Source organism: Mucilaginibacter gossypii (genome assembly GCF_900100945.1).
GTDB classification, from domain to species: domain Bacteria; phylum Bacteroidota; class Bacteroidia; order Sphingobacteriales; family Sphingobacteriaceae; genus Mucilaginibacter; species Mucilaginibacter gossypii.
In genome coordinates this window covers 71,120-95,586 of record NZ_FNCG01000004.1, presented here as the reverse complement: position 1 = coordinate 95,586, position 24,467 = coordinate 71,120, and the positions used below count along the sequence as shown (strand labels likewise).

The following is a 24,467-nucleotide window of genomic DNA, read 5'->3' as shown; positions in this document are numbered from 1 at the left end:
CCGAAATCAAAACTACTCCGCTTTCAAACTCTTTACCGGGTTCATCAACGCGGCTTTAATGCTTTGATAGCTTACTGTAACCAGTGCTATCATAATTGCTACCACACCTGCAAGGGCAAACATCCACCAGCTAAGCTGTACGCGATAGGTAAAATCCTGCAGCCATTGGGTCATTGCATAATAGGCTATCGGTGTTGCAACCACGATGGCAACAAACACCAGCTTTACAAAATTCACAGATAGCATAGTGGTGATATTACCAACGGTTGCGCCCAGTACCTTGCGAATCCCTATTTCCTTGCTGCGCTGCTCGGCCATAAAGGCGGCTAAAGCAAACAGGCCAAGACAGGCTATAATAATGGCCAATACCGCGAAACTTGTGAAAATACGCCCCATCCGTTGCACATCGGCATACATACTGGCAAAGCGTTCGTCCATAAAAGTATAGCGGATGGGCTGGTTGGGTGCAAACTGTTTCCAGGTCGCAGTGATTTGGTCGAGCGCTTTTTTTACATCACCGGCTTTTATTTTTACCGATACTATCGATTCGCTTGAGCTTAAGTGCATCACCAATGGCTCAATACCATCGCGCATCGAGTTAAAATTAAAATCCTGCACCACGCCGATAATTGTTTTACCCGGGCCATAGTTAACTATCTTTTTCCCTATCGGATTTTTAAGTCCGAGTTTGTTGGCCATCATTTGGTTAATGATCACCGCCTGCGAGTCGGCTTTCATATCGGGAATAAAGTCGCGGCCAGCCACCAGTTTAATGCCCAGTGTTTTGAGATAATCATGATCCACATCCCAAAACTGGCCACCTACAGTAGGATCAATCTTTTCTCTTCCCTCAATAAAAAATTGGTTGCCATTACGCTTAGTGCCCGAAACCGGTAAAAAATCGCTGATAGATGCACTTTTAACTGTGGATAGCTTCAACAATTCGCTTTTAAATGGCTTCACCTGGTTATCAAGCGTGTTGGTACCCTGTATCATCACCACCTGGTCTTTCTCAAAACCTACTTTTTTGTTAAGCAGGTATTGCATCTGGTTATAAATAACTACCGTACTGATGATGAGAATAATAGATGTGGCAAACTGGAAAACCACCAGCACATTACGCAATACCGAACTTTTACTTCCGGCACTTAAATTACCTTTAAGCACTTCGGCTGGTTTAAAGCCCGAGAGGTAAAAGGCCGGGTAAATGCCCGCCACAATGCCAATTAAGAATGCCGCTGCCAACACTACCGGCACTAACCACCAAACCGCCCATGGCATAACAAGCGATTTAGATGCCAGCGTATTAAAATACGGCAGTAATGCCCAGGCTAATATCAGCCCTAATACAAACGAGAAAAAGCTATACAATAATGATTCGGACAAAAACTGCCTGATCAAACCACTTCGCTGCGAGCCAACTACTTTACGTAACCCAACCTCTTTGGCCCTGTTAGCCGATTTGGCTGTGGATAGATTAACAAAATTAATACAGGCAATAACCAGGATGAAACCTGCTACCGCACCAAATAACCACACAAAGCGGATATCCCCGTGCGACATACCATCGTGAACATCATACGAACGCAGATTGATATCCTTTACATTCTGTACCATCAAGTTAAACAAACTCATTACCCTGCTGGCCCGTTTATCGCCGTTACGTGTCATGCTGGGGATGTAATAATTTTTCAGGATCCCATCATTCACCTTTTTATTAAACTGTGCTATGTTGGTGCCGGGTTTCAGCGCCATATATATATGATAATTATTTGCATCCCAGGTTGCCTGCTCGCCATTCCAGAATTCGACACCGGCAAGGGTGATGAAAAACTTAAAATCGTGCAAATGCGAATTATTGGGGATATCCTGCATTACCGCGGCTATTTTAAAAGGTTTGGTTTTGTTATTGTTTAGGTACATTACCTTACCTACCGGGTTTTGACCGGGGAAGTATTTATCGGCCTTGCTTTTTGAGATCACCATACTCAACGGCTCGCTTAAGGCATGTTTTGGGTCGCCGTAAACCATGGGCAGGTTTAAAATATCTATTAGCCCCTGGTCGGCATAGGCAAACCCTTCTTCGTGGGTATTATCAGCCTGGTCGGCACGCTTTAACTCATTTGCGCCGGCTCCCCAAAACAGCGAGTTTGGCATTAAACGCCCTGATTTCTCTACTTCCGGATAGTCCTGTTTGATCACCTTAGCCATCACCGAAGGCCAATCAACACCTTTTTCATCTACCGAACCATCGTGGTAGTGCCCAAGCAAGCGATAAATATTGGCGGCATTAGGGTAACTTTTATCAAAACTCAACTCATCGCGAATGTAGAGGGCAATTAGCAAACAGGCCGCAATACTAAACGCAAAGCCACCAATTTTAATAGCAGTATACATTTTTTGCTTGCGCAACTGTCTTAAGGCAACCTTCAGGTAATTTTTGATCATGGCTATGCTGTTTAAAAATGGCGTATGCTGTTGTAGCTTTTCAGTCTTATAATTACGCTGTAGTACTTTCACTTGCTTAACCGGGCGCACCGCTGCAAGTTCCGGTGCCTTTACACCTTCAATATCTTTAATTTTTGCCTGGATTTTACTGAACAAAGCCGAACCATTGTCTGCCGGCTTTTCTTCTCCATCATCCCACCATTTCGACATGAGCTTTAGCTGACTATGCAATTGAGGATTTTCGGCCAGCAAAGCGTTTAGCTCAGCCAACTCCCTTTCCGAAGCTTCATTGGCCAACTTCTTTGAAGCCAGGTTCCAAACGTCGTCATCTAAGTTCATATCTCACAGGTTGTCAGTTTATTGATAGGCAGTACACTACTGTTTGGATAGATAAAAGCCATGCCATTTATATAAATATCTTAAAATCAATAATTTAGATAAAAATCGTCGTTATTACTGTACGATAGCGTACATCTGGTGTTCGGTTTTAAGCAGAGTCATTTCCTTCCTGAACAAGTATGATAACACCAGCTGCAAACAGAACGTCTTTAACCAATCATTGGCGTAACCCCTGTTTTTTTTAACAACTTGAAATACAGTAATTTATTTAACAAAATTCCAATTTATGTTAACCCTATTAACCCCTTCCGCCCTCAGCTGTAGTAAGTGTTGTGCGGAGACCAGGGCCGGGCTTACTTGTGCCTTCCTTTCAAAAATCAGTCACTCCCCGTAACATAATCCCGTCCGGCGCGTCATAGGTGATTTACGCACAAAACATTTTGGCTGGCGGGGTGTATATTTGAAAATTTACTATCCTTAACAGCTTGTAAAAAGCAAACTTTTTGTACCATATATGACTGATCGCAAATTAATTACAAAACTCATGCTGTCGTGTGTGCTTACCACAGCTATGGCAACTGCTTACGGGCAGCAAACTCCTCCACCGGAAAACCCGGCACTAAAAATTTACCGGGCCGTACCAACTAAAATCAACGATCTCATCCACACCAAACTTGATGTTCGTTTCGATTACAAAAAACGTTACCTGTATGGCAAAGAATGGGTTACTTTGAAACCTCACTTTTATCCAACCGACAGCTTAAGGCTCGACGCTAAAGGCATGGACCTTAAAAACATCTCGGTGGTAAAAAATGGCAAAAACGTCCCGCTTAAATTTACTTACCAGGATAGCCTTTCGGTAGCCATTAAACTGGACAAGGTTTACCGCAACAACGAAAGCTATACCATTTACATTGATTATACTGCCAAGCCCAATGAGCTGAAAGCTAAAGGCAGCGCAGCTATTAACGATGCCAAAGGCTTATATTTCATCAATCCCGACGGCACGGAAAAAGATAAGCCAACCCAGATCTGGACCCAGGGTGAAACCGAAAGTTCATCGGCCTGGTTCCCTACCATTGATAAGCCAAGCCAAAAAACTACCGAAGAGATCACGATGACTGTGCCTGCAAAGTACGTAACCCTATCAAACGGTAAACTGACTGCTCAAAAAACAAATGCCGACGGTACCCGTACCGATACCTGGAAACAGGAGCTTCCACACTCACCATATTTGTTTATGATGGCCGTTGGCGATTTCAAGATCTATAAAGACAAGTGGAAAGATAAAGAGGTAAGCTATTACCTTGAGCCTAAATACGCCCCTTACGCCAAAGAGATCTTCGGCTTTACCCCGGAAGCTATCGACTTTTATTCAAAAACCCTGGGTGTTGATTTTCCATGGGTTAAATACTCCCAAATCGTAGTTCGTGATTACGTGAGCGGCGCCATGGAAAATACTTCGGCTACCCTTCACGGCGAATATGTACAGGCTACCCCCCGTGAGCTGATAGATGCCAACTTTAGCAATGGCCGCAGCACTATTGTGCACGAGCTGTTTCATCAATGGTTTGGCGATTATGTTACCGCCGAAAGCTGGAGCAACCTTACCGTAAACGAATCGTTTGCCAACTTCAGCGAAACCATTTGGGCCGAGCATAAATACGGCAAGGATGAAGCCGATGCCCATAACTATGCAGATATGCAAAGCTATCTCCGTTCGCAGGGGGCCAGCACCAAAAACCTGGTGCGTTTTTACTATGCCGATAAAGAGGACGTTTTTGACGCTGTAACCTACCAAAAAGGTGGCCGCATCCTGAACATGCTCCGCAATTATTTAGGCGATGCCGCCTTTTATAAAGGCCTTAATATCTACCTTAAAACTAACGCCTTCAAAAACGGTGAAGCCCAGCAATTACGTTTAGCATTTGAGGAAGCCAGCGGCCAGGACCTTAACTGGTATTTTAACCAATGGTATTATGGCGCCGGTCACCCGATACTGAACATCAGCTACAAATGGGACGAGGCAACTAAAACCGAAACCGCTTACCTGAAACAAACCCAGGATGGCCAAACCTTTAAACTGCCAATGGCTATTGATATTTACCAGGGCGGTAAAAAAGTGCGCCACAAAGAGTGGATGAATGACAAGGTAGATTCTATCAGCTACCAACTGACCGGCAAACCTGATTTGGTGAATGTTGATGCCGATAAAATCCTGTTAACCAAGAAAACTGACAATAAAACAATTGACGAGTTTTCATTCCAGTATTTCAACGCCCCTAATTACCTCGACCGTTACGAGGCTATAGAAGCTGCTGCATCAGATCAAACCCGTCCGCAAGCACAAAAAATCCTAATCGCGGCTTTAAAGGATAAGTATTATGGCCTCCGCATTAAAACCATCAGGGCATTAAATCTCACCAAAGATGACGTGCGTAATGCAGCCCAGCCAATATTAATCTCATTAGCTCAAACCGATAATAACACGCTTGTAAAAGCAGCTGCTATAACTGCATTAGGCAAATTGAAAGCGAGCGGTAACATGGCTTTGTTTACCCAATCCATATCGAGCGAATCATACGCTGTACAGGGCGCTGCCTTAAACGCCATAGCACAACTTGACCCGGCCAAGGCATTAAGCTTAGCCAAAGGCCTTGAAAAAGACAACAAAGGCGCGTTAACTGCCGCTATCATGACTTTATATACAACTAATGGTAATGATGCTGAATGGCCATTTGTTTACCATGCGTTTACCGAGGCAGGGATTCAGGAAAAGTTCAATTCCCTTAAAAACTTTGCTGACATGACGGCCAAAGTGAATAAGCCTGAGTACGCTCAACAAGGTATTGAAGAGCTTAAAAACGCCGGCATTAAATTTAAGGTTTACGGAGCAGCACCATTTATAGTAACCCAACTGGAAGGTATCAAAACCTCGCGTACTACTATGAAAGACGATGCATCGGCAAAAGCTGCTGACGATGCTATCAAGGCTGTGAATGATGCTAAATAATATATAAGCATCTAAAAATAAAAGGACGCCTTTTATCGGGCGTCCTTTTATTTTTAGTTTAAAGCGATGTGATTGAGCTTAAGGCCTAAAGCCAAAAGCTTTTTGACTGTTGGCATTATTTAGCTTTCAGCTTTTGCGTTCGGCCTTAAGCTTTGAGCCTTCGGCTTTTCGCTCTTTATTTTACCAGTGTACCAATATCTTCGCCTTTGGCAATTTTCATAAAGTTACCTTCCTTGTTCATATCAAATACAATGATAGGCAGCTTATTTTCCTGGCAAAGGGTTATGGCGGTCATATCCATTACATTCAGGCCTTTATCATATACTTCCTGGAAGGTGATCTCGTCGTAACGGGTTGCACTTGGGTCTTTTTCCGGGTCGGCAGTGTAGATGCCGTCAACGCGGGTACCTTTCAATACCACATCAGCTTTAATTTCAATAGCGCGTAATGAAGCGGCAGTATCAGTAGTAAAGTAAGGATTACCTGTACCGGCTCCGAAGATCACGATCTTGCCCATTTCCAGGTGGTGCATAGCACGACGACGGATGTACGGCTCACAGATCTGTTCCATTTTAATGGCCGATTGCAGGCGGGTTTCCACACCAATGCTTTCTAAAGCATTTTGCAGCGCCATACAGTTAATCACCGTTGCAAGCATACCCATATAATCGGCCTGCGCACGTTCCATACCCGATTTTTCAGCACTTAATCCCCTGAAAATATTACCGCCTCCAACAACTACCGCAATCTCGATACCGGCATCATAAACGTTTTTAATGTCATGAGCATACTGCAAAACCTGGTTGTTATCAATACCATATTGCCTTGCGCCCATCAGCGATTCGCCCGAAAGTTTCAGTAATATTCTTTTGTATTTCATTTGGTGTGATTTGCTAATAATAGAAAAAGATGAAACCTGCTTTTGTTTATATCAAGAATTGATAAAGCTCTGTTCATACGAGAGTAGTTCGCCAAAAATAGCGAATAAATTTCAGTGTTAAAATTTTATGTTGTCTTTGTTAAAAAATCACCCTTTAGTATAGTCCCAAGCACTTCAAAATCAGCATTAAAAATAACGAGATCAGCATCAAAGCCCTTCTCTATTTTACCCTTTTTTGTTTGCGATGCTAGCTCGGCGGGATATAATGAAGCCATATTTACGGCCTCAGCCAGGTCAATACCGGCCAATTTAACGCAATTTTCAACTGCTTTAAGCATGGTAAGGTTTGAACCTGATAAAGTACCATCGGGCATGGTATACCTGTCACCCCTTAGTTCATGTTGATAAGCTCCTTCTTTGGTTGAAGTAACAGCATCAGTGATCAGGAAAAGCTTGTCGCCAAGCTCACGTTTGGCGAGGCGGATCATAGCAAAATCAACGTGGATACCATCTGCTACAATACTGGTATATGGCCTTTCCTCAAAAATTGCAGGGATATAACCGGGCTCACGATGGTGCATGGATGGCATAGCATTAAACAGGTGGGTTACTGCCTGCACCGGTTTCTTTAAAAATGATTTGCCTTCGGCATAAGTAGCATTACTATGGCCGGATGATATGATGACACCCTGCTCATATAAATAATTAATTACCTCCTGATCCTGCAGTTCGGGCGCAATGGTGATCATCTTGATAACACCATCGGCCTTTTCGAGCCAGGTTTTAACCTCAGCAAGGGTGGCTTTCTTGATAAACTTTTCAGGGTGAGCGCCCTTTTTTGCAGGGTTTAAATAAGGCCCTTCCAAGTGCAATCCCCAGAAAGCCCCCCTGCTTTTTTGGCTATAGATCTTAGCCGCTTCAATACCAGTTTCCACAATATCATTGGTGTTGGTGCCGATAGTGGCAAACACGCCTATAGTTCCCTGGTTCAGCAGGTCATTCTCCAATTGTTCAAGCGCCTCAACGGTAGGTGTACCGGCAAAAAGCTTACCGCCGCTCCCGTAGATCTGCAGATCGATAAATCCCGGGGCAAGGTATGCGCCGTTCAGGTTTTTCTTTACCGCATCCGCTGGGATAGCGCTTTCATCAATTACATCGGTAATGGTACCGTTTGAAATTAAAACGGCTTTGCCCTCGGCAATAGTGCCGGTGGAGATGAGTTTGAGGTTGTGGAGGGCGAGGATAGACATGATTGATCAATATAACTTTTAAACCAATACATTTTAAAGCGAGGGGGTGTGCAATTCCCCTCTTGAGAGGGGTGGAGGGGTGTGTCTGTCCGCTTGTACAAACGCACCCCTGCAAACGCGCTTTCCCGTCGCGCCCCCTCTCAAGAGGGGAAGCAAACAGTTGTTTCGATAACGAAACAATATCGCAAAAAAAATCCCCCGATTTTCATCGGGGGATAATATGATTAAGCTCCTAAAGCTACTCGCTTGAAGGCGGTTACTGTAAGGCCTTTTTCAACTGAGTCAAGGAATTGTGAAATGCTCTTAGACGAATCTTTCACAAACTCCTGGTTTAACAGGGTTGAGTCTTTGTAGAATTTATTCAACTTACCTGCAGCAATTTTTTCAACCATTGCTTCTGGTTTACCTTCTGCACGGATCTGCTCTTTAGCAATTTCAAGCTCACGCTCAATTACTGAAGCGTCAACACCATCTTTATCCAAAGCGATAGGGTTCATAGCAGCAATTTGCATGGCTACGTCTTTACCGGCTTCTTCGGCACCTGCACCATCAGCACTTAATGCTACCAATACACCTAAACGGAAGTTACCGTGGATGTAAGCAACAACTTTTTCACCGTTAACAACTTCATATTTAGATACGCCGATTTTCTCACCGATTTTACCTGTTTTTTCGATGATTGCATCACCTATTTTAACGCGGGCAGTTTCAACGTCGATTTCAAGGGCGTAAAGCTCTTCAATTGAAGCTGGTTTTGCTTCAACAGCTTTGTTAGCAATTTCATTTGCAAAAGCGATAAACTCAGCATTTTTAGCTACGAAGTCAGTTTCGCAGTTAAGCTCGATGATAACACCGGTTTTAAAATCTTCAGACGTACGTGCAATAACAACACCTTCGTTTGATTCCCTGTCCTGACGGCTTGCTGCAACTTTAGCACCTTTTTTCCTTAAAAAATCGATAGCTGCTTCAAAATCACCGTTAGTTTCGGTTAATGCTTTTTTGCAATCCATCATACCGGCACCGGTTTGCTGGCGCAGTTTGTTTACGTCGGCTGCAGAAATTTGTACTGTAGACATGTTTTTTTGAGTTTTAAGATTTTTTATATCGGGTTACAAGTTACCGCTATGGTGTTATAATACTGTAACCTGCAACTATTTTTAATATTAAAAATCTCCCACCCCTTGCTGAGGTGAGAGAATTAATATATTTTTTGTTGTTCCCTTAAAGGGTTAACAAGGAAGATTATTCTTCTGTTTCAGCAGCCGGAGCTTCAGCTTCGCCTTCAGTAGCTACTTCAGCAACTTTACGGGTTCTTTTACCGCCTTCGTTAACTTCAGGAGCATCAGCTTTAGCTTTTGCAGCTACTGCTTCTTTTTCAGCTTCGTCTTCTTTCTCACGTTTGCGCTCATCTAAACCTTCTTCTATAGCTTTGATGATGATGCTGGTGATCAAAGAGATTGATTTTGTAGCGTCGTCATTCGCAGGGATCGGGAAGTCGATGTTTGAAGGATCAGAGTTGGTATCAACCATAGCAAATGTAGGGATGTTCAACTTCAATGCTTCTGAAACCGCGATGTGCTCTTTCTTAACGTCGATCAGGAATAAAGCAGCCGGTAAACGGTTCAAGTCAGAGATACCACCTAAAAGGGTTTCTAATTTGATACGCTCACGCTGAATCATCAGACGCTCTTTTTTAGAAAGGTTGCTGTAAGTACCGTCTTTAGTCAATTTATCGATGTTTGACATCTTTTTGATCGACTTACGTACAGTAGCAAAGTTAGTTAACATACCACCTAACCAACGCTCGGTGATGTATGGCATGTTTACGCTTTTCGCATAATCAGCAACGATATCTTTCGCTTGTTTCTTTGTAGCTACGAATAATACCTTACGGCCTGATTTTACAATTTGTTTTATAGCTGCAGCAGCTTCTTCAACCTTAGTTAAGGTTTTATTTAAATCGATAATGTGGATACCGTTACGCTCCATGAAAATGTACTGTGACATTTTCGGATCCCATTTGCGGGTAAGGTGACCAAAGTGTACACCAGCGTCCAGTAAATCCTGATAAGTTGTTCTTGCCATTTTGTTGTCCTCCTTTGATTAACGTTTACTGAATTGGAATCTCTTACGTGCTTTCCTGCGACCTGGTTTTTTACGCTCAACCATACGGTCATCGCGGGTCATTAAGCCTTTAGCACGTAATGCCGGTTTCTTTTCAGCATCAAGTTCAACAATAGCTTTAGCGATAGCTAAACGAACAGCTTCTGCCTGTCCTTTTACACCACCACCTGCAACGTTTGCTTTAACATCATATTTTCCGGTGCTACCAGAAACCTCAGTGCTCTGAGTTACGATATATTGCAATGGCAAAGTAGGGAAATACTCTTTGTAATCTTTACCGTTAACGATGATCGCACCATTTCCTTCTGTAAGGTAGATGCGGGCAACGGCTGTTTTTCTTCTGCCTGAAGTGTTAGTTGTTGGCATTTTTTTTCTCCTTAAAAATTAAAAATTAAATGGCTGTTGGGTTTTGCGCTGCATGAGGATGCTCAGCACCTGCATATACATGCAAATTGCCGAATAATGCTTTACCCAAACGATTTTTAGGTAACATACCACGTACCGCTTTCTCGATGATGCGGGTTGGATGTTTCGCCAATAACTCCTTAGGAGAAATAAAACGCTGACCACCTGGATATCCAGTGTAACGAACATAAACTTTGTCGCTTAGTTTGTTGCCGGTCAGTTTTACCTTGTCTGCGTTGATAACGATCACATTATCACCACAGTCTACGTTTGGGGTGAAATCAGGCTTGGTTTTACCACGGATGATCATTGCGATCTTCGTAGACAAGCGCCCCAAAATCTCGCCTTCGGCGTCAACAACAACCCATTGTTTGTTAACGGTTTTTTTGTTGGCTGAGACAGTTTTGTAACTTAACGTATTCACTTGCTTTAAATTAAATTGTTTAAACGTTTATTATACCCCGTATTTTCGGGACTGCAAAGATAGGGTTAATTATCTTATTAGCAAATAGATTTTAAGGAAAATATTGTAGCATGATTAAAGGATTGTCTGAACCGGGATTTGGGGAGATTCAGGGATTGCCAGGGTTTTATTTTGTTTGAACAGGCAGAAACATCCCGACAATCCTTAAATCCTAAAAATCACGGTTCATAATGGTATTGCCTCCGGCCCTGGCCATCCGTTCATACGCCTGCAGGCCTTACCGCATTGGCCGGTATACGCTACCTTCCCCAACTCGAAAATTTTCACTTGGCCAAAGCAAAATCCAATACCTCATCAGCAGGTGTTAGCGGGTTATCCTTTACCATAAAATCTGGCATTACCGGGTGTTGATCATTAGTATTACCATTGGCCCTGATAAATTGCTTGGTTGAAGTAGTAAAAGTAAACCCGGTGTTAGGCAGTTTTAAAAAAATCAGTTCACCATAATCATTGGCCGGTTCGCCTGATGGTTCACCGACCAATGTAGCCAGCTTATAATCCTGAATGGTATTGGCCAGCATGTTGGCACTTGAAAAAGTATGCGGGCCAATCAGCACCAAAACGTTCCCTTTGAATAACAAATCATTAAATATTGGCCGGGCAGGTTTATCACCGCTATTTGATATAGTAGTACCATTAATGGCATTAAAATAATAAGCCATCGTTTGTGGCCCTTCTCCCTTTAACTTTTCATTAAGCTGATCTTTGTACTCCTGGCTTACTTTCCACTTCACACCTCCTGTCATCCGGAAAGGCCTATCGGTAATATAGCCTAATAGCATTTCGGCTAATGCCGAATTACCTCCTCCATTTTTTCGCAAATCGATGATCAGCACCTTGGCTTGTTTGTTTTTAATGGAAGTAAAGCACGAATCTAAAAACCGTTTAAATACAGCCGGTTCAGCTGTAAGTGTATTCAATGCTAAATAGGCTTTATCCGTATTCAAAAAATCAAATTGATGATCTGCAATTGGTTTAATCTTAGGCAGGTCTTTCGCTCTTGCAGCAATATTGCTTCTGAAATCTGCCCATGAAACCGGGTTTACTACTGCACTATCTACCTGATTGTTGCGTAGGTAACGGATATGCCATGGCCCGTTTACTCCATACAAATGCAAATACACGATGAGGTTACGACAGATATCAAGAGCCTTATATTGCGGCAGACCGCCCGCATAACCACCCAGCTTACCCATCAATTTCTCTGTAGTAATTCCATTGATGCTGATGATGGCATCGCCCGGCTTTAGTTTATCTCCCGCGGAAGCATCAAGCCTCACAATAAACTCTGAGCCGTTAAACTCTCTTATCAGTACAGGAAATAAAAGATTTCCCCCAGCCTTCAATTCGCCAACTAACGATTCGGGATAGTTAAACACACTATGCCCTTCATTCAATGCGCCTATCAGCCTTGCCATAATTGGCCACGCCTCTTTTGCTGTCATACCATCGTGCAGGCCGGCAAGCACACTATCAATGAGCCGCGAATAGGAAGCCTTACTTATGCTGTGATACATATCAGGATGTACGTCGGCAACCGTGGCAACCAGGTATTTTACATCTTCGGCTAACTGATGTTTTGAGTAGTGTTTTTCTGTAGCAAGAGTGTCCCGTTTTTTTGCAGACAAGCCAACAACAGGCAACACCATCATTAGTAATAAGAGTAAAGGCAGCTTCATATCAAACATGATGCGCAAAATAGCAAATTGGTTGCAAGCAGCTTCTTAATTACTTGTAATCAGTCATTCGGCAGACAGCCGGCACTTATGGAATTTTTATTTTGTAATAAGTTTTTTACATTCAGATGATATAAATATATTAGCAGGAACACTAATTAATTCCTGAATAATTGGCTCCCGCTGCTTACCGGCTCACCTTAACCTTGATTGTACTTTTAAGTACCTGCAAGTTGTTTGCCCAAACACTGGCCGATCCGGTTGATTCGCTGCAATCGCAGGTAGACGCCAATGGAATCTTAGCTTCCATATTCAGCGGCAAAAGCAGCAAACCTGCCGCAGCTACCGAACAGCTACGAAATCGTACCTATTGGTCGGTATTGCCATCGGCCGCTTATAACCCAAGTGTAGGTTTTGCGGGAGGGGTGATCTCATCAGGAGGAAAATACTTTGGCGATCCTTCAACTACAACCCTTTCGGTAATTAATGCGGGCTTTTACCTGTCAACAAGCGGGCTCTCTACTTTTGAGTTTAAACAAAACGCTTTCTCGGCCGAAAACAAGTGGAACCTGCAGGGCACTGTACAAATTGGGAAAACCGTTGCCATGGACAACGGCCTCGGCACCGGCAGGCGCAGTTTTGGTGAAGGCAACTTTTTCATGAACAACACCCATTTTGAAAATAATCCTGATGCATTCCCTATCCGTTATGTATATATCAAAGCCAATGAGCGCATCTACCGTAAACTGGCACATCATATATATGTAGGTGCCGGGCTAAGCTTTAATTATTACAGCCATATAGATGATGACCGCAAAGACATTCCGCTATCAAAAACTCATAATTATCGCTATAGTATCCGTAACGGTTTTCCTGTTAACTCGTACCAGGCTAATGGACTGCTGTTCAATTTCCAGTTTAATAACCGCGACCAGCCCAACCGGCCGTTCAGGGGTATTTATGCCGATATTGTTTTGCGGAGCAACCAAACCTGGCTGGGCAGCAACCGCAATGCCATGCAGGTAAAGTTTGAATTCAGGAAGTATTGGAGCCTGTCATCAACCCACCCCGAACATGTTTTTGCGTTGTGGCACTGGTCAAACTATTTGTTGAGCGGGGCGCTGCCCTACCTTGAATTGCCCGGCACCGGCAGCGATGCTTATGGCCGCATTGGCAGAGCATTTATTATAGGTAGGTTTAAAGGCATGTCATTTGTATATAACGAGGCCGAATACCGTTTTCCGCTAACAAGCAACAAATTACTTAGTGGCGTTGCCTTTATCAATGCAGAAACAGCAAACAATCAGCAACGCATAAAACTATTCAGGTATTGGGAACCCGGCGGCGGCGCAGGGCTGCGACTGTTGTTTAATAAATACACGCGCTCCAATCTATGTATTGATTATGCCAGGGGAACTTATGGTTCAAGTGGGTTCTTTTTGGGACTTAACGAGGTATTTTAGCTGTAAACAGGCTGCGATGATAAGTACACCGTTATAACTGGTGTCATTTTTGTACTGGAATCTTCTGAACAAGCAATCTACCTTAAAAATGCGCACTCCGTTAACCTCACAACTACTTGGCGACCTGATTGAAAAAGGCTACGAATATGTATTGGTAAAGATCAACCTGAACCCACAACAAGATGAGGCTGTCGACATAACACTTGTACCAATAAAAGAAAAACCGGAATTAAATAAATTACCAGCGGGCTTTGAAACTTTTTACCGCATCACCCGCGAGCCCATGCAACTGGTTTGCGGTGTCGACAATACCAGTATTTTCATCGAATATCAAACCTTTGATGACACTATAACCAGCCAGGACCTTTTCGATGACACTTATTTTAGGATGAGCGAGGACTTTTTCAGGCAGGTGTTGGACAGCCTAGAAGATTACGCGGTGATCACTACAGATAAAAATGGTGATATTAACAGCTGGAATACCGGCGCCCAAAAAGTGCTTGGCTACACCGAACAGGAAGTATTAGGCCTAAGCGCCCGGATTTTTTTTACTCCCGAAGATATTGCTGAAGGTAAACCCGAAGCCGAATTAAAAAAAGCGCTGAGCCGGGGCAGGGCTATTGATGAGCGTTATCATGTACGCAAGGACGGCACACGTTTCTGGGGCAGCGGGTTGGTTTTTCCGCTGTTTGATGAACAGCACAATCATCGTGGTTTCACTAAAATCATGCGTAATCAACGGGAAGAGCAGCGATCAAAAGAGCTTGGCATATAAAACAAAAGAGGTGCTCAAATGAGCACCTCTTTTGTTTTATATCTTTTCGGGAAAAAGGATTAAGCATTATAGCTTACGCCGTGATCTTCTTCAACCTGTGGGTTAATGAATGGTGAACCTTTGGTAAAGCAACCTACAATTAAAAGGTAAGCACCAAAAACTAATTGAGGTAAAACCATTTTATCAGAAAAAGCATAAACCCAAGGCGAGCAAAACAGGAACGAGCCCATAATTACGTCACCTACATTGTGCATAACCATCGGGAATTGTTTGATAAAACCCATTTCGTTTTTAGCGAAGATAGCCATGATCAACTGCAGCCAGCCAATTATCAGAGGCAGGAATAAAGCAGCGCCACCAACATGCAGGGTACCACCAAAAGTCCACAAAGTTGAGATCATTAACAGGGCTACAACGTAGTTTAAAAATCCGTAAGTTTTGGTTGAGATGAAGCCTTTCATTTTTATAGCTTATTTATAAAGTATCAGTATAAATGATTTATATCTAAATTTTGTGCCAAAGGTAAACATTTGCATGGCTTAAGCACAGTAAATTTAAAAAATTTGGATAGCCGGTTAATTAACTGGCTACCAGGTCGCGAAATAACTGAATATGCCAGCTATCTTTAAACGGCACCTCCCATTTAGTTTCAAGCTCGGTTAAATTTTGAACCAGGTTATTGTAAACAACCGTTTCCTTATTGATGCTACCATCTTTCAGCTTAGCCTCAAAATCACGGCGTGGCAGTGAGAGCACTTCCTCACCTTCGCGATAAGCCAAATTAAACCTGTCGAAAAGATTGATGCCTAAATGCTGCTGCACCTGCTGCATAAAATGAACCGATTTATCAATAGAACAGCCGCTGGCACCTGCCTGGCTTTCATCAACTATCAAAATAAAAAAACGGTTGTACCTAACCTCACCTTTGGCTTTCAGCTGGTTATTGTGAGCTGTCCACCCGGTAGCAAACTTGTCCAGCTCAGGCTGAATCTGTTGTACTTCCTGGTCGGTTAATTTCCTGTCCGACTGATAGATCCAAACTCTTGACTGTGGAGAAAATTTCATTTCCAAAAATATCAATTTATTAACTTCGGGTTACATTTTGTTGTCATGAAAATATCAATTCTGCCATCAATTGAAAAAACCGCGCTCATTACATCAATTTTAGCCCTTGTTGCGCTAAATTACGGTTTTAAAGCCGAAATGAGCGAACAGGAATGGTTAAACTGGAGCAATAAATGCCTCAACAGCTCATTTAATCCCGCGCCTGGTATCAACCTCAAAAAGTGGGAGATAACCCTTACTAACGACTATTTTTTACGTGTGAGGAAAACTTATCAACAGGGTAAACAGGAATATTTTTCTTTTAACCTGCACCGCCTAACCAATGTTGATTATCTGGCCAGCGATACTACAGGCATATTAAAATTCAATACGCAAACTGATGATATTATTGTACAAACCTACGAAGACCCTAATGGCAATATCGACTCAATGGCCACTACATTTGATTTACCGGTTCATAACATGAGCGCCACCAAATTTGACAGCCTGAAGAATGCGTTGCATTATTTCAGGACAAAAGGTTTATAACCCGTTAGCCCTAACCGTGATCTCGGCAATATCCAAAACTTTTATCTCCTGCTCCTTATCCTGGTTTTTTACGCCATCAGTTAGCATGGTCATACAAAAAGGACAAGCGGCGGCTACCACCTGGGCCTTAGTCTCGATAACATCAGCAATACGTTCTATATTGATATCCCTTATACCGGGCTCAGGCTCCTTAAACATCTGGGCACCACCGGCACCACAGCACAAACCATTTGATTTACAGCGTTTCATTTCCACCAACTCAGTATCCAATATCTCCAGCGCTGCCCGCGGAGCCTCGTAGACGCCGTTTCCCCGGCCCAAATAGCAAGGATCATGATAGGTGATCTTTTTACCCTTAAAACTTTCACCGTTTTCGGCTTTCAGCTTACCGGCATCAATTAACTGTTGAATAAGTTGTGTATGATGAATCACCTCATAATTACCCCCCAAGCCAGGGTATTCGTTTTTTATGGTATTGAAACAATGCGGACAACCGGTAACTATTTTTTTGATGTTATAGCCATCCAACACCTGGATGTTCATCATGGCCTGCATCTGAAACAAAAATTCATTACCAGCCCGCTTAGCCGGGTCGCCAGTGCAGTTTTCTTCTGTACCTAACACTGCGTAGCTAATACCCACATGCTGTAATATCTTGCAAATATCGCGGGTAATTTTACGGGCACGTTCATCAAAGCTGCCGGCACACCCTACCCAAAACAATATTTCAGGCTCCCTTCCCTGTGCAGCCATTTCGGCCATGGTTGGGATGGCCAATGGTTCATTGTTCATAGCTCATGGTTTTATTTATGGTCGATAGTCCATGGACCATTGTTAATTATTTTTATTTCCCTTCACAGCCATGATCTATAAACCATTAACTATGATCTGTAAAACTATTCCTCCGCCCAGTTAAACCTGTCGGCCTGGCTGTATTTCCATGGGGCGCCGTTGTTTTCTACGTTGCCAAACATATTATTGAGGCTTGCCGGGGCCTGCGATTCTTCCATTACAATATAACGGCGCATTTCTGTTATGATCTCCAGCGGATTGATGTTCACCGGGCAAGCTTCCACACAGGCATTGCAACTGGTACAAGCCCAGAGCTCTTCGCGGGTAATGTAATTGTCAAGCAATGATTTATCATCCTGGTGGTCTTTACCGTGCTTATCAATGTTATTACCAATCTCGGTGATGCGGTCGCGGGTATCCATCATGATCTTGCGCGGCGACAGCAGTTTGCCGGTAATGTTAGCCGGGCAAACCGAGGTGCACCTGCCGCATTCGGTGCAGGTATATGCCTCCATCAGGTTTTTCCAGGTAAGGTCAGTTACATCCTTTGCACCAAAACGGGCGGGCTCGCCATTATTTTCAGGGACGAATGATGGATCAAGCATGGCCTTAACCTCATTAGTAACCGATGCCATATTGGTAAATTTCCCTTTAGGGTTCAAGTTTGAATAGTATGTATTGGGGAAAGCCAGCAGGATATGAAAATGCTTTGAATATGGTAGGTAATTTAAGAAACACAAGATTCCTACAATATGAAACCACCAGCAAACCCGTTCGGTAATTACCAATGCCGAAGCGCTACCAGGCAGTAACGGCGCCAGCAATGAACTCACCGGAAAGCTTCCGGCTGTAATATAGTGGCCAAAATGCAGCAGTTGTAATTTATAATCGGCCGCATTCATGGTCAGGAAAGCGGTCATGAGCAATATTTCGGTAATGAGGATGTAATTCGCATCGGATTTTGGCCATTGAGTCATTTCTGTACCCGTAAAGCGTTTTAGATGCACAACATTGCGCCTGCACAGGAAAACGATACATGCCGTAAGTACCAATACTGCAAGCACCTCGAAACCGCCTATTAAAAAACCATACAAGCCACCAAGCGGGTGCGCAAAAATGCGGTGCGAGCCAAAGACCCCATCAATCATGATCTCCAGCACTTCAAGATTGATGATAATAAAACCAATATAAATAAAAAAGTGCATTACCGCCGCTACGGGGCGTTTAACCATTTTGGTTTGGCCAAGGGCAATTTTGGCCATCACTTTCCAGCGCAGGGCTGGCTGGTCGTTACGATCCGTGTCTTTACCCAGCAAAATATTGCGCCTTATTTTAGACACGTTATTGCCGAAGAAGTAAACGGCAGCCGCCAGGATGATAATAAATATAAGCTGAGCAATCATTATGCGTGCATAGTATTTTTCTCAAAGTTAAATGAATTGTTTAAAGCGCAAAATGTTTTGGGATTGAAAAAATATTTGAAAATTAATTAGCTGATTACCTGCACAATTATTTAAAACCAGGGGGCGAACAGAAACTTTTTTCAAAAAAAAGTTTTCAAACATAAAAAAAAGGCTACATTTGCACTCCCCAAACACGGGAACGGTTTGGTACCATAGCTCAGATGGTAGAGCAAAGGACTGAAAATCCTTGTGTCACTGGTTCGATCCCAGTTGGTACCACTTAAAAGACCATATGGTCAAATTATTAAAAAAAATTTATTAAGCCTTCAGAGATTTTCTGAGGGCTTTTTTTATTAAATATATATCTCGTGCCCGTCTGCCGCGACGCGGCAGACGGGCGTTGCTGTCGCAAGCTATAGCGTTTAAAATGCTAACCTCAATTCACTAATTTCGATAATCGATTTTACCCGAAAATTTCTATCCGATCCTCTAAGATGGCAGAATGCTCTTAAGTATTTCACAAGATCTTTTGTTGGTGACAAATCATCCTCTCCCTCAATCACCTCATAATTACTTAAAGTCCGTGTTGTTATCTGCCCAAATCGATCTTGATATTTTATAAATAAGTAGTTTTTACTTTTTCTTTTAAGGGCGTTATTTAAAAGAGTCTCAACTTCGGTAGTAAGCTTTAGGATGCTTTTTCCGCCTTTCTTACGTTTCTTAAATATTGGAGCGTGGGTTTTAAAGGGATTAGATATTACAATCGGATCAATTATCTCTGAAACTTCTTTATTAACGTTTCTATTTAATACATAATCGAAATAGGTTATATAATAAATTCCGCTCCGATTTGACAATTGTAAAGGTTTCAAAATCGTATTTAAACAATTTATACAGGTTTCTTCCTTTATTGCCTTATCCAAAATCGATAATAATTCATTGTCAGGTTCCATGATGATCATTAGCGAGGCTAACGGCAACAGTTCTTCAGAGAATTTTTCACCAACTGCATTGAACCACTTGCACTTTGCAACATAGTCGGGATAGATTTTTTTGCGCTTAATATCGGGGCTTACCTTGCTTCCTTTCTCCAAATCGTGTTCTTTAATTTCGCAAAGCGTCATTATTGGGCTTACAAATGAAAGTAAACCACTTAGAGTATTAGTTTTCTTGCTGGAGTTAGACGAAAGCTCGGAATGCATAAAACTTCTCTCTTTACCCAATTCAACTGGTAAAGTTTTTAATGCTACTAACGAACCAGGTAGGAAATTATCATAATCCGTGCCTTCAATTTCAAGCCTTCTTAAATCAGTTTCCAGTAAATTACTTTCCTGAAATTGATTTTTTTTACTTGAAAACCATACGCATTTGTACTTATTCAAAATTGGAGGATCAACATCTTCATCATGATTGATAACCTCTGTAACAACCATTATTGGCGGCGTCATCAGATATTCACCGCTAATAACGATGGAATGGATTGTTTCTTGAAATGGGTGCGTTTTTAAAATCACTGCATCCCCAATAGTGAATTTAGGCATAGGGAAAAAAATAAACTCAAATATAATATCTTTGGGAGGGACTTCGGAGGAAGAAATGGCCTTATCTATTGCATTTGGAATTGACCATAAGATACTTCATGCGAAATAGTGCATGATGGATGTACATTGTCATTACCGGCCTTGTAGGAAGCAGAGGTGATAATCATCTCCCGCTGATTATAGGTTACTGGCGAACCTTTAGTGAGGTAACTCATCATCGGCAACGCTATGGTTAGACTATGAACAAATATAGCAATTATCTTCAATATGTTAGGTAGTGCTTTCATTACTTTAACTGTTGTTTGGTTATTTACTGTATAATTCGAGACAGTGGCGTGACTCAAGAAATTGGGTAACGGTCAGCCTAAGGGTGTATGCGGGTCTGATATCAACTACGCCGTAATCCGAAGTCCCTTTTTTTATGAAACCGAAACGTAAATCAACATGGCTTCGCAATCGCGGTTATCTGCATTTCACAAACCAAATTAATGTAAGTGAAAAGCGAGGAGAGATTTTGGGTTTTGTGAAAAATAAAGAAGCAGTTGCAAAACATGCTTTTTTTCCTTTGATACACACTAATATCAAAGTGAGGCGATATAAATTCGATAAGCCAGGTACGGCAAGAGCCCATTCACATAACGGTGAGCAAACTTATAAACTACGGCCACTCCATTACGCTACACATATAGATGCCATGATTTTTGGCTATTATGGCGAAAGGCTACAGTTAAAATATTTGGATGAGTTGAAAAAAACCGAGGGGTTAACAGACTGTGTTACTGCTTACATCCAGATTGCGCATCCAGTACGTAAAGGTAAAAACAAAGGCACTATAGATTTTGCTCACGAGGTATTTAAAGAAATTGAAAGCCGCTCTGAGCAAGGGTGCTGGGCACTAAAATATGATATAGAAAAATTTTTTAGCAACATGAACCATCGCGTTTTAAAAAATGCTTGGGCAAAGTTGCTTGACAACACAACATTACCTACTGATCATTATAGTGTATTTAAAGCTGCAACTAAATTTTCATTCATTTATCGCGATGACCTCCGTCTAAAATCACATGACTTTAATAGGCGTGCTGGTTTTGATGAACGTTACCTTGCGGAAATAAGAAAAACGAACGTATCGGCATTTTTTTACGATCCAGTCGATTTTCGGAACACTTTGAAAGAAGGTAAACTAAAGGTTCACAAAAACAATTTTAGAAACAAACAGGGTGAGATGGTAGGCATTCCCCAGGGATTACCGATAAGTGCGACATTGGCAAACCTATACCTTTTAAGCTTCGATAAAATTATGCTTGACGAGGTTGTTGTAAAAAGGCAGGGGTTCTATCGACGTTATTCCGACGATATCATTATAGTGTGTAGCGAGGAACATAAAAAAGCGATCATGGAATTGGTCGACAATACTTTGGAGGACATTGAATTGAACGTAAGCCCTGGTAAAAACGAGGAATATTTCTTTTCGAATAAAGATGTTCGGGGCGTTTCAAAATTAACCTCACAACTGTGGCAAAATGGGCGATTTTTTGACAACCGTCCCTTGACGTATTTAGGGTTTGAATTTTATGGAAATAAAACTTTAATAAAATCTGCTAACTTATCGAAGTTCTATCGGCGGATGATTTTGGCTGTGAAAAGTCGAACAAAGCGCGCATATGCATCAGCTTATGGCAATCAAACGATCAATACTGCTCTTTTCAATCGAAGGCTCTATAGATTATACACCAATATTGATCTTGACAAAAAATCAATTACGCGCAATTTTAAATCTCTTGTTCCAAATCAATTTGGAGATTATGTTTATAGGGTTCAAAAGAATGAAGGTGAATTTAGAAGTAATTATTTTAAATACGGAGAGCGAGCAAGCGAAATCATGGGTACTAATTCTATTGTAAAACAGACAAGGAGGCATAGAACCATTTTTAAACAAGCGGTTCAGAAGTACGCTAAGATTTATTCACAACGCTATAAATTTTAAATGTTTATTGATTTTCTCTGTTCAAAAAAAGGCATTACTATATAGCATTTTGCCTAATTTGAACCAATTTCATTTTAGGTCCAAATTAGCCAATCTCTTTAAATCATAAAAGAAATGTTGTGTTATAACTAAAGTCTGCACCACAGCAAAAAAAGAAGGTCATTTTTCGATAAGAAAATGGCCTTCTTTCTGTTTAAAGGCATCTTTTTCTCTCCAACTAAATATTGATTGACTTTCTCTTTGCACTGTATTTAATTAAACAGCCTTACTTCCATTTAAATACCTCATTAACAATATATTAATAATTCACTAACAAATTGTTTATGATATATATTATTTGTAAGTTTATGTAACCAATTGCATTATTTATGGTGATAAAATTTTAGGCATTATTTTGTCTTTACCTGGCTCTTTTACCAAGAAGTTGTCGCCCGCCAAATAAAACCGCTACCAGACGAAGTAAAGCCTTATATCATATTAAACCTTAAGCATTATGAATAAGATTTTAGTTTTCGCAGCTTTATTTAGCTTCCTGATTTTTGGATGTAAGAAAAAAGATAAGCCGTCCGAGGCAGGCCTCTCGGGTGTATATGAACTTGAAAAACAAGTGCTTGATCGAGGAGGCAAAGACTCTGTTATTAAACGAACGCAAATTAAAATCTACACAGATCATAATTATTTATACGCCAGTATAGTTCCTGATTCATCTGTTGGATTTGGTGTGGGCACTTATACACTTGACTCGGCTAACCGACTTAAAGAACATAGTATTTACACCAGCAGAGCGCTCGACTCATCCCTAACGTATAATCTTGAGGTTACAAAAAAACCTGATGGTTATAGCCAAGTGATTCCCGACTTTGCCACGGTAAAAGGTATAAAATATGCATTGAAGGAAGATTATAAAAAACTCCCACCGGCGGATAGCTCAGTACTTGACGGCTTGTGGAAAATGGAAAAAACCTACACGATAAAAGGCAAAGACACAATCCCAACTGATGTAACGCAGTATAAAATATTTTGGGGAGGGCATTTTATTTTCGTCCACAGGCTCGCTCAAAACAAGGAAAAAACCATCTTTAAAAATGGGTTTGGCACCGGGGTATTTACTTTTAGTAATGATACGCTTAGGGAAGAAGAGCAAATATCAAATTACCGGCTTCTTCAGGGTAACAAATTTACTGTTAAAGTTACGATGAATGGTCATGACCAATATACCCAGGTGATTAATAGTGCTACAAATGGCCAATCTGTAGAAATCTACAAGCGAGTCAAATAAAAATTCTTTATTTAATCTTGTGTCACTGGTTCGATCGCTGTTGGTACCACAGAAAAAGAAATCCTCTAAGTTAACGCTAAGAGGATTTTTTGCTTCTTGCAAATATCAATCTATTTTCAGTAACTTTGTATTTCAAAGTACTTTTATAAACATAAATTACAGGTAATCATGCGCGTTTCTACCATACTCGATCAATTGCACTCTTTGGCAAAAGGAAATAAATGGGTGCAGCTTTTTGCTACTTTTAACAGGATAATGCTGGCGGCCGGTTTCTTTATTGCCGGTAGTGTTAAAATTATGGGTGAGCGGTTCGCCAGTGGTTTATCGGCCAACCAACCAATGGGCCATTATTTAGAAGCGTTGCACCATACAGGTTATTATTACACTTTTATTGGCATTTTGCAGGTTGCAGCCGCTATCCTGTTATTGATTCCCCGTACTCGGCTCCTCGGGGCGTTAATTTATTTTCCTATTATACTGAACATCTGCATACTGGCATACGCCGTCAGGTTTGAAGGCACCCGCATCACCACCTTAATGGTACTTGCCAACTTATATTTGCTGGGTTGGGATTATGACCGTTTAAAATTCATTTTGCCATTCAAGCAAAAAAGCAGCGATACAACGCAACCCGAAATGCAGAGTAATAAGTTTCCGTTCATGTTTTTTGGAGGCGTTTTTGCAACAATAGCCGCGGTAATAGTAATTAACCAGTTCATATATGATATCCGTCCGGGCAATTCATTAATGGAATGCAATAATGGATGTACCGGAAATGCCAAACCGGAGGCTTGTAAGGTTTTTTGCGACTGTGTGCACAACCTGGGTAAACCACTGGACAGTTGCCTGGCCCAATATGATAAAGTTCCGGTTAAAACTATCCAGACATCGGGCACAGGCAATCCAAAACATAGCAGGTGAGCAATGATTGTTATTTCTATCATTGCCTCACCAAGCATCCCATGCTGTTGTACGGCCGGTGATTTGTATGTAATAATATTGGATTAATTAGATC

At 41.7% G+C, this 24,467-nt stretch carries 21 protein-coding genes and 1 tRNA gene; 8 read left to right on the top strand and 14 right to left on the bottom strand.

Going from position 1 to position 24,467, the window contains the following annotated elements:
- Positions 1-12 precede the first annotated feature (12 nt).
- Positions 13-2,787, bottom strand: a complete 2,775-nt coding sequence (locus tag BLS28_RS09315; RefSeq protein ID WP_256337382.1) for an ABC transporter permease — start codon at positions 2,785-2,787, stop codon at positions 13-15.
- A gap of 544 nt (positions 2,788-3,331) precedes the next feature.
- Here BLS28_RS09315 and BLS28_RS09310 point away from each other — a divergent pair.
- The gene (locus BLS28_RS09310; RefSeq protein ID WP_091166912.1) at positions 3,332-5,800 is read left to right on the top strand and encodes a M1 family metallopeptidase; all 2,469 of its coding nucleotides are present in this window, start codon (positions 3,332-3,334) and stop codon (positions 5,798-5,800) included.
- 175 nt (positions 5,801-5,975) lie between these two features.
- Here the strand turns inward: BLS28_RS09310 and pyrH are convergent, their stop codons facing one another.
- The 7 genes from pyrH to BLS28_RS09275 all read right to left on the bottom strand — a co-directional run bounded on the left by pyrH (position 5,976) and on the right by BLS28_RS09275 (position 12,622).
- Positions 5,976-6,680: a UMP kinase gene (pyrH, locus tag BLS28_RS09305; protein ID WP_090529473.1), complete on the bottom strand. Its 705-nt coding sequence runs from the start codon at positions 6,678-6,680 to the stop codon at positions 5,976-5,978.
- 125 nt (positions 6,681-6,805) lie between these two features.
- On the bottom strand, positions 6,806-7,930 hold the full coding sequence (gene nagA, locus BLS28_RS09300) for an N-acetylglucosamine-6-phosphate deacetylase (protein WP_091165210.1): 1,125 nt from the start codon (positions 7,928-7,930) through the stop codon (positions 6,806-6,808).
- Positions 7,931-8,154: 224 nt separating this feature from the next.
- The gene (gene tsf, locus BLS28_RS09295) at positions 8,155-9,006 is read right to left on the bottom strand and encodes a translation elongation factor Ts (RefSeq protein ID WP_091165207.1); all 852 of its coding nucleotides are present in this window, start codon (positions 9,004-9,006) and stop codon (positions 8,155-8,157) included.
- Positions 9,007-9,172: 166 nt separating this feature from the next.
- The gene (rpsB, locus tag BLS28_RS09290; protein WP_091165203.1) at positions 9,173-10,015 is read right to left on the bottom strand and encodes a 30S ribosomal protein S2; all 843 of its coding nucleotides are present in this window, start codon (positions 10,013-10,015) and stop codon (positions 9,173-9,175) included.
- Between the two features lie 18 nt (positions 10,016-10,033).
- Entirely contained in the window at positions 10,034-10,420 is a 387-nt protein-coding gene (rpsI, locus tag BLS28_RS09285) for a 30S ribosomal protein S9 (RefSeq protein ID WP_090529485.1), read from the bottom strand.
- Positions 10,421-10,445: 25 nt separating this feature from the next.
- Positions 10,446-10,883 carry a 50S ribosomal protein L13 gene (gene rplM / locus BLS28_RS09280; protein WP_090529488.1) on the bottom strand — a complete coding sequence of 146 codons (438 nt, stop codon included), beginning with the start codon at positions 10,881-10,883 and terminating at the stop codon, positions 10,446-10,448.
- A 323-nt stretch (positions 10,884-11,206) separates the two neighbouring features.
- Positions 11,207-12,622 carry a S41 family peptidase gene (locus BLS28_RS09275; protein ID WP_176844419.1) on the bottom strand — a complete coding sequence of 472 codons (1,416 nt, stop codon included), beginning with the start codon at positions 12,620-12,622 and terminating at the stop codon, positions 11,207-11,209.
- Positions 12,623-12,825: 203 nt separating this feature from the next.
- On the opposite strand from BLS28_RS09275, the gene BLS28_RS09270 reads away from it, so the two are divergent.
- Positions 12,826-14,082: a BamA/TamA family outer membrane protein gene (locus BLS28_RS09270; protein WP_143020722.1), complete on the top strand. Its 1,257-nt coding sequence runs from the start codon at positions 12,826-12,828 to the stop codon at positions 14,080-14,082.
- An 88-nt stretch (positions 14,083-14,170) separates the two neighbouring features.
- Entirely contained in the window at positions 14,171-14,857 is a 687-nt protein-coding gene (locus tag BLS28_RS09265; RefSeq protein WP_091165192.1) for a PAS domain-containing protein, read from the top strand.
- A gap of 59 nt (positions 14,858-14,916) precedes the next feature.
- On the opposite strand, the gene BLS28_RS09260 is transcribed toward BLS28_RS09265, so the two are convergent.
- Entirely contained in the window at positions 14,917-15,318 is a 402-nt protein-coding gene (locus BLS28_RS09260; RefSeq protein WP_091165187.1) for an SPW repeat domain-containing protein, read from the bottom strand.
- Positions 15,319-15,436: 118 nt separating this feature from the next.
- Positions 15,437-15,922, bottom strand: coding sequence for an ABC transporter ATPase (locus BLS28_RS09255; protein ID WP_091165184.1), 486 nt, complete (start codon positions 15,920-15,922; stop codon positions 15,437-15,439).
- 45 nt (positions 15,923-15,967) lie between these two features.
- Here BLS28_RS09255 and BLS28_RS09250 point away from each other — a divergent pair, with 45 nt between their 5' ends.
- Positions 15,968-16,450, top strand: a complete 483-nt coding sequence (locus tag BLS28_RS09250) for a hypothetical protein (protein WP_091165180.1) — start codon at positions 15,968-15,970, stop codon at positions 16,448-16,450.
- Here the strand turns inward: BLS28_RS09250 and BLS28_RS09245 are convergent.
- Positions 16,445-17,242 (bottom strand): (Fe-S)-binding protein, encoded by a 798-nt coding sequence (locus BLS28_RS09245; protein ID WP_091165177.1) that lies wholly within the window; start codon positions 17,240-17,242, stop codon positions 16,445-16,447. The two genes, BLS28_RS09250 and BLS28_RS09245, sit on opposite strands and share 6 nt — an antisense overlap.
- Positions 17,243-17,346: 104 nt before the next feature.
- Entirely contained in the window at positions 17,347-18,645 is a 1,299-nt protein-coding gene (locus BLS28_RS09240; protein WP_091165174.1) for a 4Fe-4S dicluster domain-containing protein, read from the bottom strand.
- Between the two features lie 206 nt (positions 18,646-18,851).
- Between BLS28_RS09240 and BLS28_RS09235 the strand changes: the two genes are divergently transcribed.
- Positions 18,852-18,924 (top strand) — tRNA-Phe (locus tag BLS28_RS09235).
- A 143-nt stretch (positions 18,925-19,067) separates the two neighbouring features.
- Here the strand turns inward: BLS28_RS09235 and BLS28_RS09230 are convergent.
- Complete coding sequence (locus tag BLS28_RS09230; RefSeq protein WP_091165171.1) at positions 19,068-20,186, bottom strand: WYL domain-containing protein; 1,119 nt, start codon at positions 20,184-20,186, stop codon at positions 19,068-19,070.
- A 65-nt stretch (positions 20,187-20,251) separates the two neighbouring features.
- The gene (locus tag BLS28_RS30505; protein WP_143020721.1) at positions 20,252-20,473 is read right to left on the bottom strand and encodes a hypothetical protein; all 222 of its coding nucleotides are present in this window, start codon (positions 20,471-20,473) and stop codon (positions 20,252-20,254) included.
- 134 nt (positions 20,474-20,607) lie between these two features.
- Here BLS28_RS30505 and BLS28_RS09225 point away from each other — a divergent pair, with 134 nt between their 5' ends.
- The 3 genes from BLS28_RS09225 to BLS28_RS09215 all read left to right on the top strand — a co-directional run bounded on the left by BLS28_RS09225 (position 20,608) and on the right by BLS28_RS09215 (position 24,373).
- Positions 20,608-22,173 carry a reverse transcriptase domain-containing protein gene (locus BLS28_RS09225; protein WP_091165167.1) on the top strand — a complete coding sequence of 522 codons (1,566 nt, stop codon included), beginning with the start codon at positions 20,608-20,610 and terminating at the stop codon, positions 22,171-22,173.
- Positions 22,174-22,666: 493 nt separating this feature from the next.
- The gene (locus tag BLS28_RS09220) at positions 22,667-23,452 is read left to right on the top strand and encodes a hypothetical protein (protein WP_091165163.1); all 786 of its coding nucleotides are present in this window, start codon (positions 22,667-22,669) and stop codon (positions 23,450-23,452) included.
- A 168-nt stretch (positions 23,453-23,620) separates the two neighbouring features.
- Entirely contained in the window at positions 23,621-24,373 is a 753-nt protein-coding gene (locus tag BLS28_RS09215) for a DoxX family protein (protein ID WP_091165160.1), read from the top strand.
- Positions 24,374-24,467 lie beyond the last annotated feature (94 nt).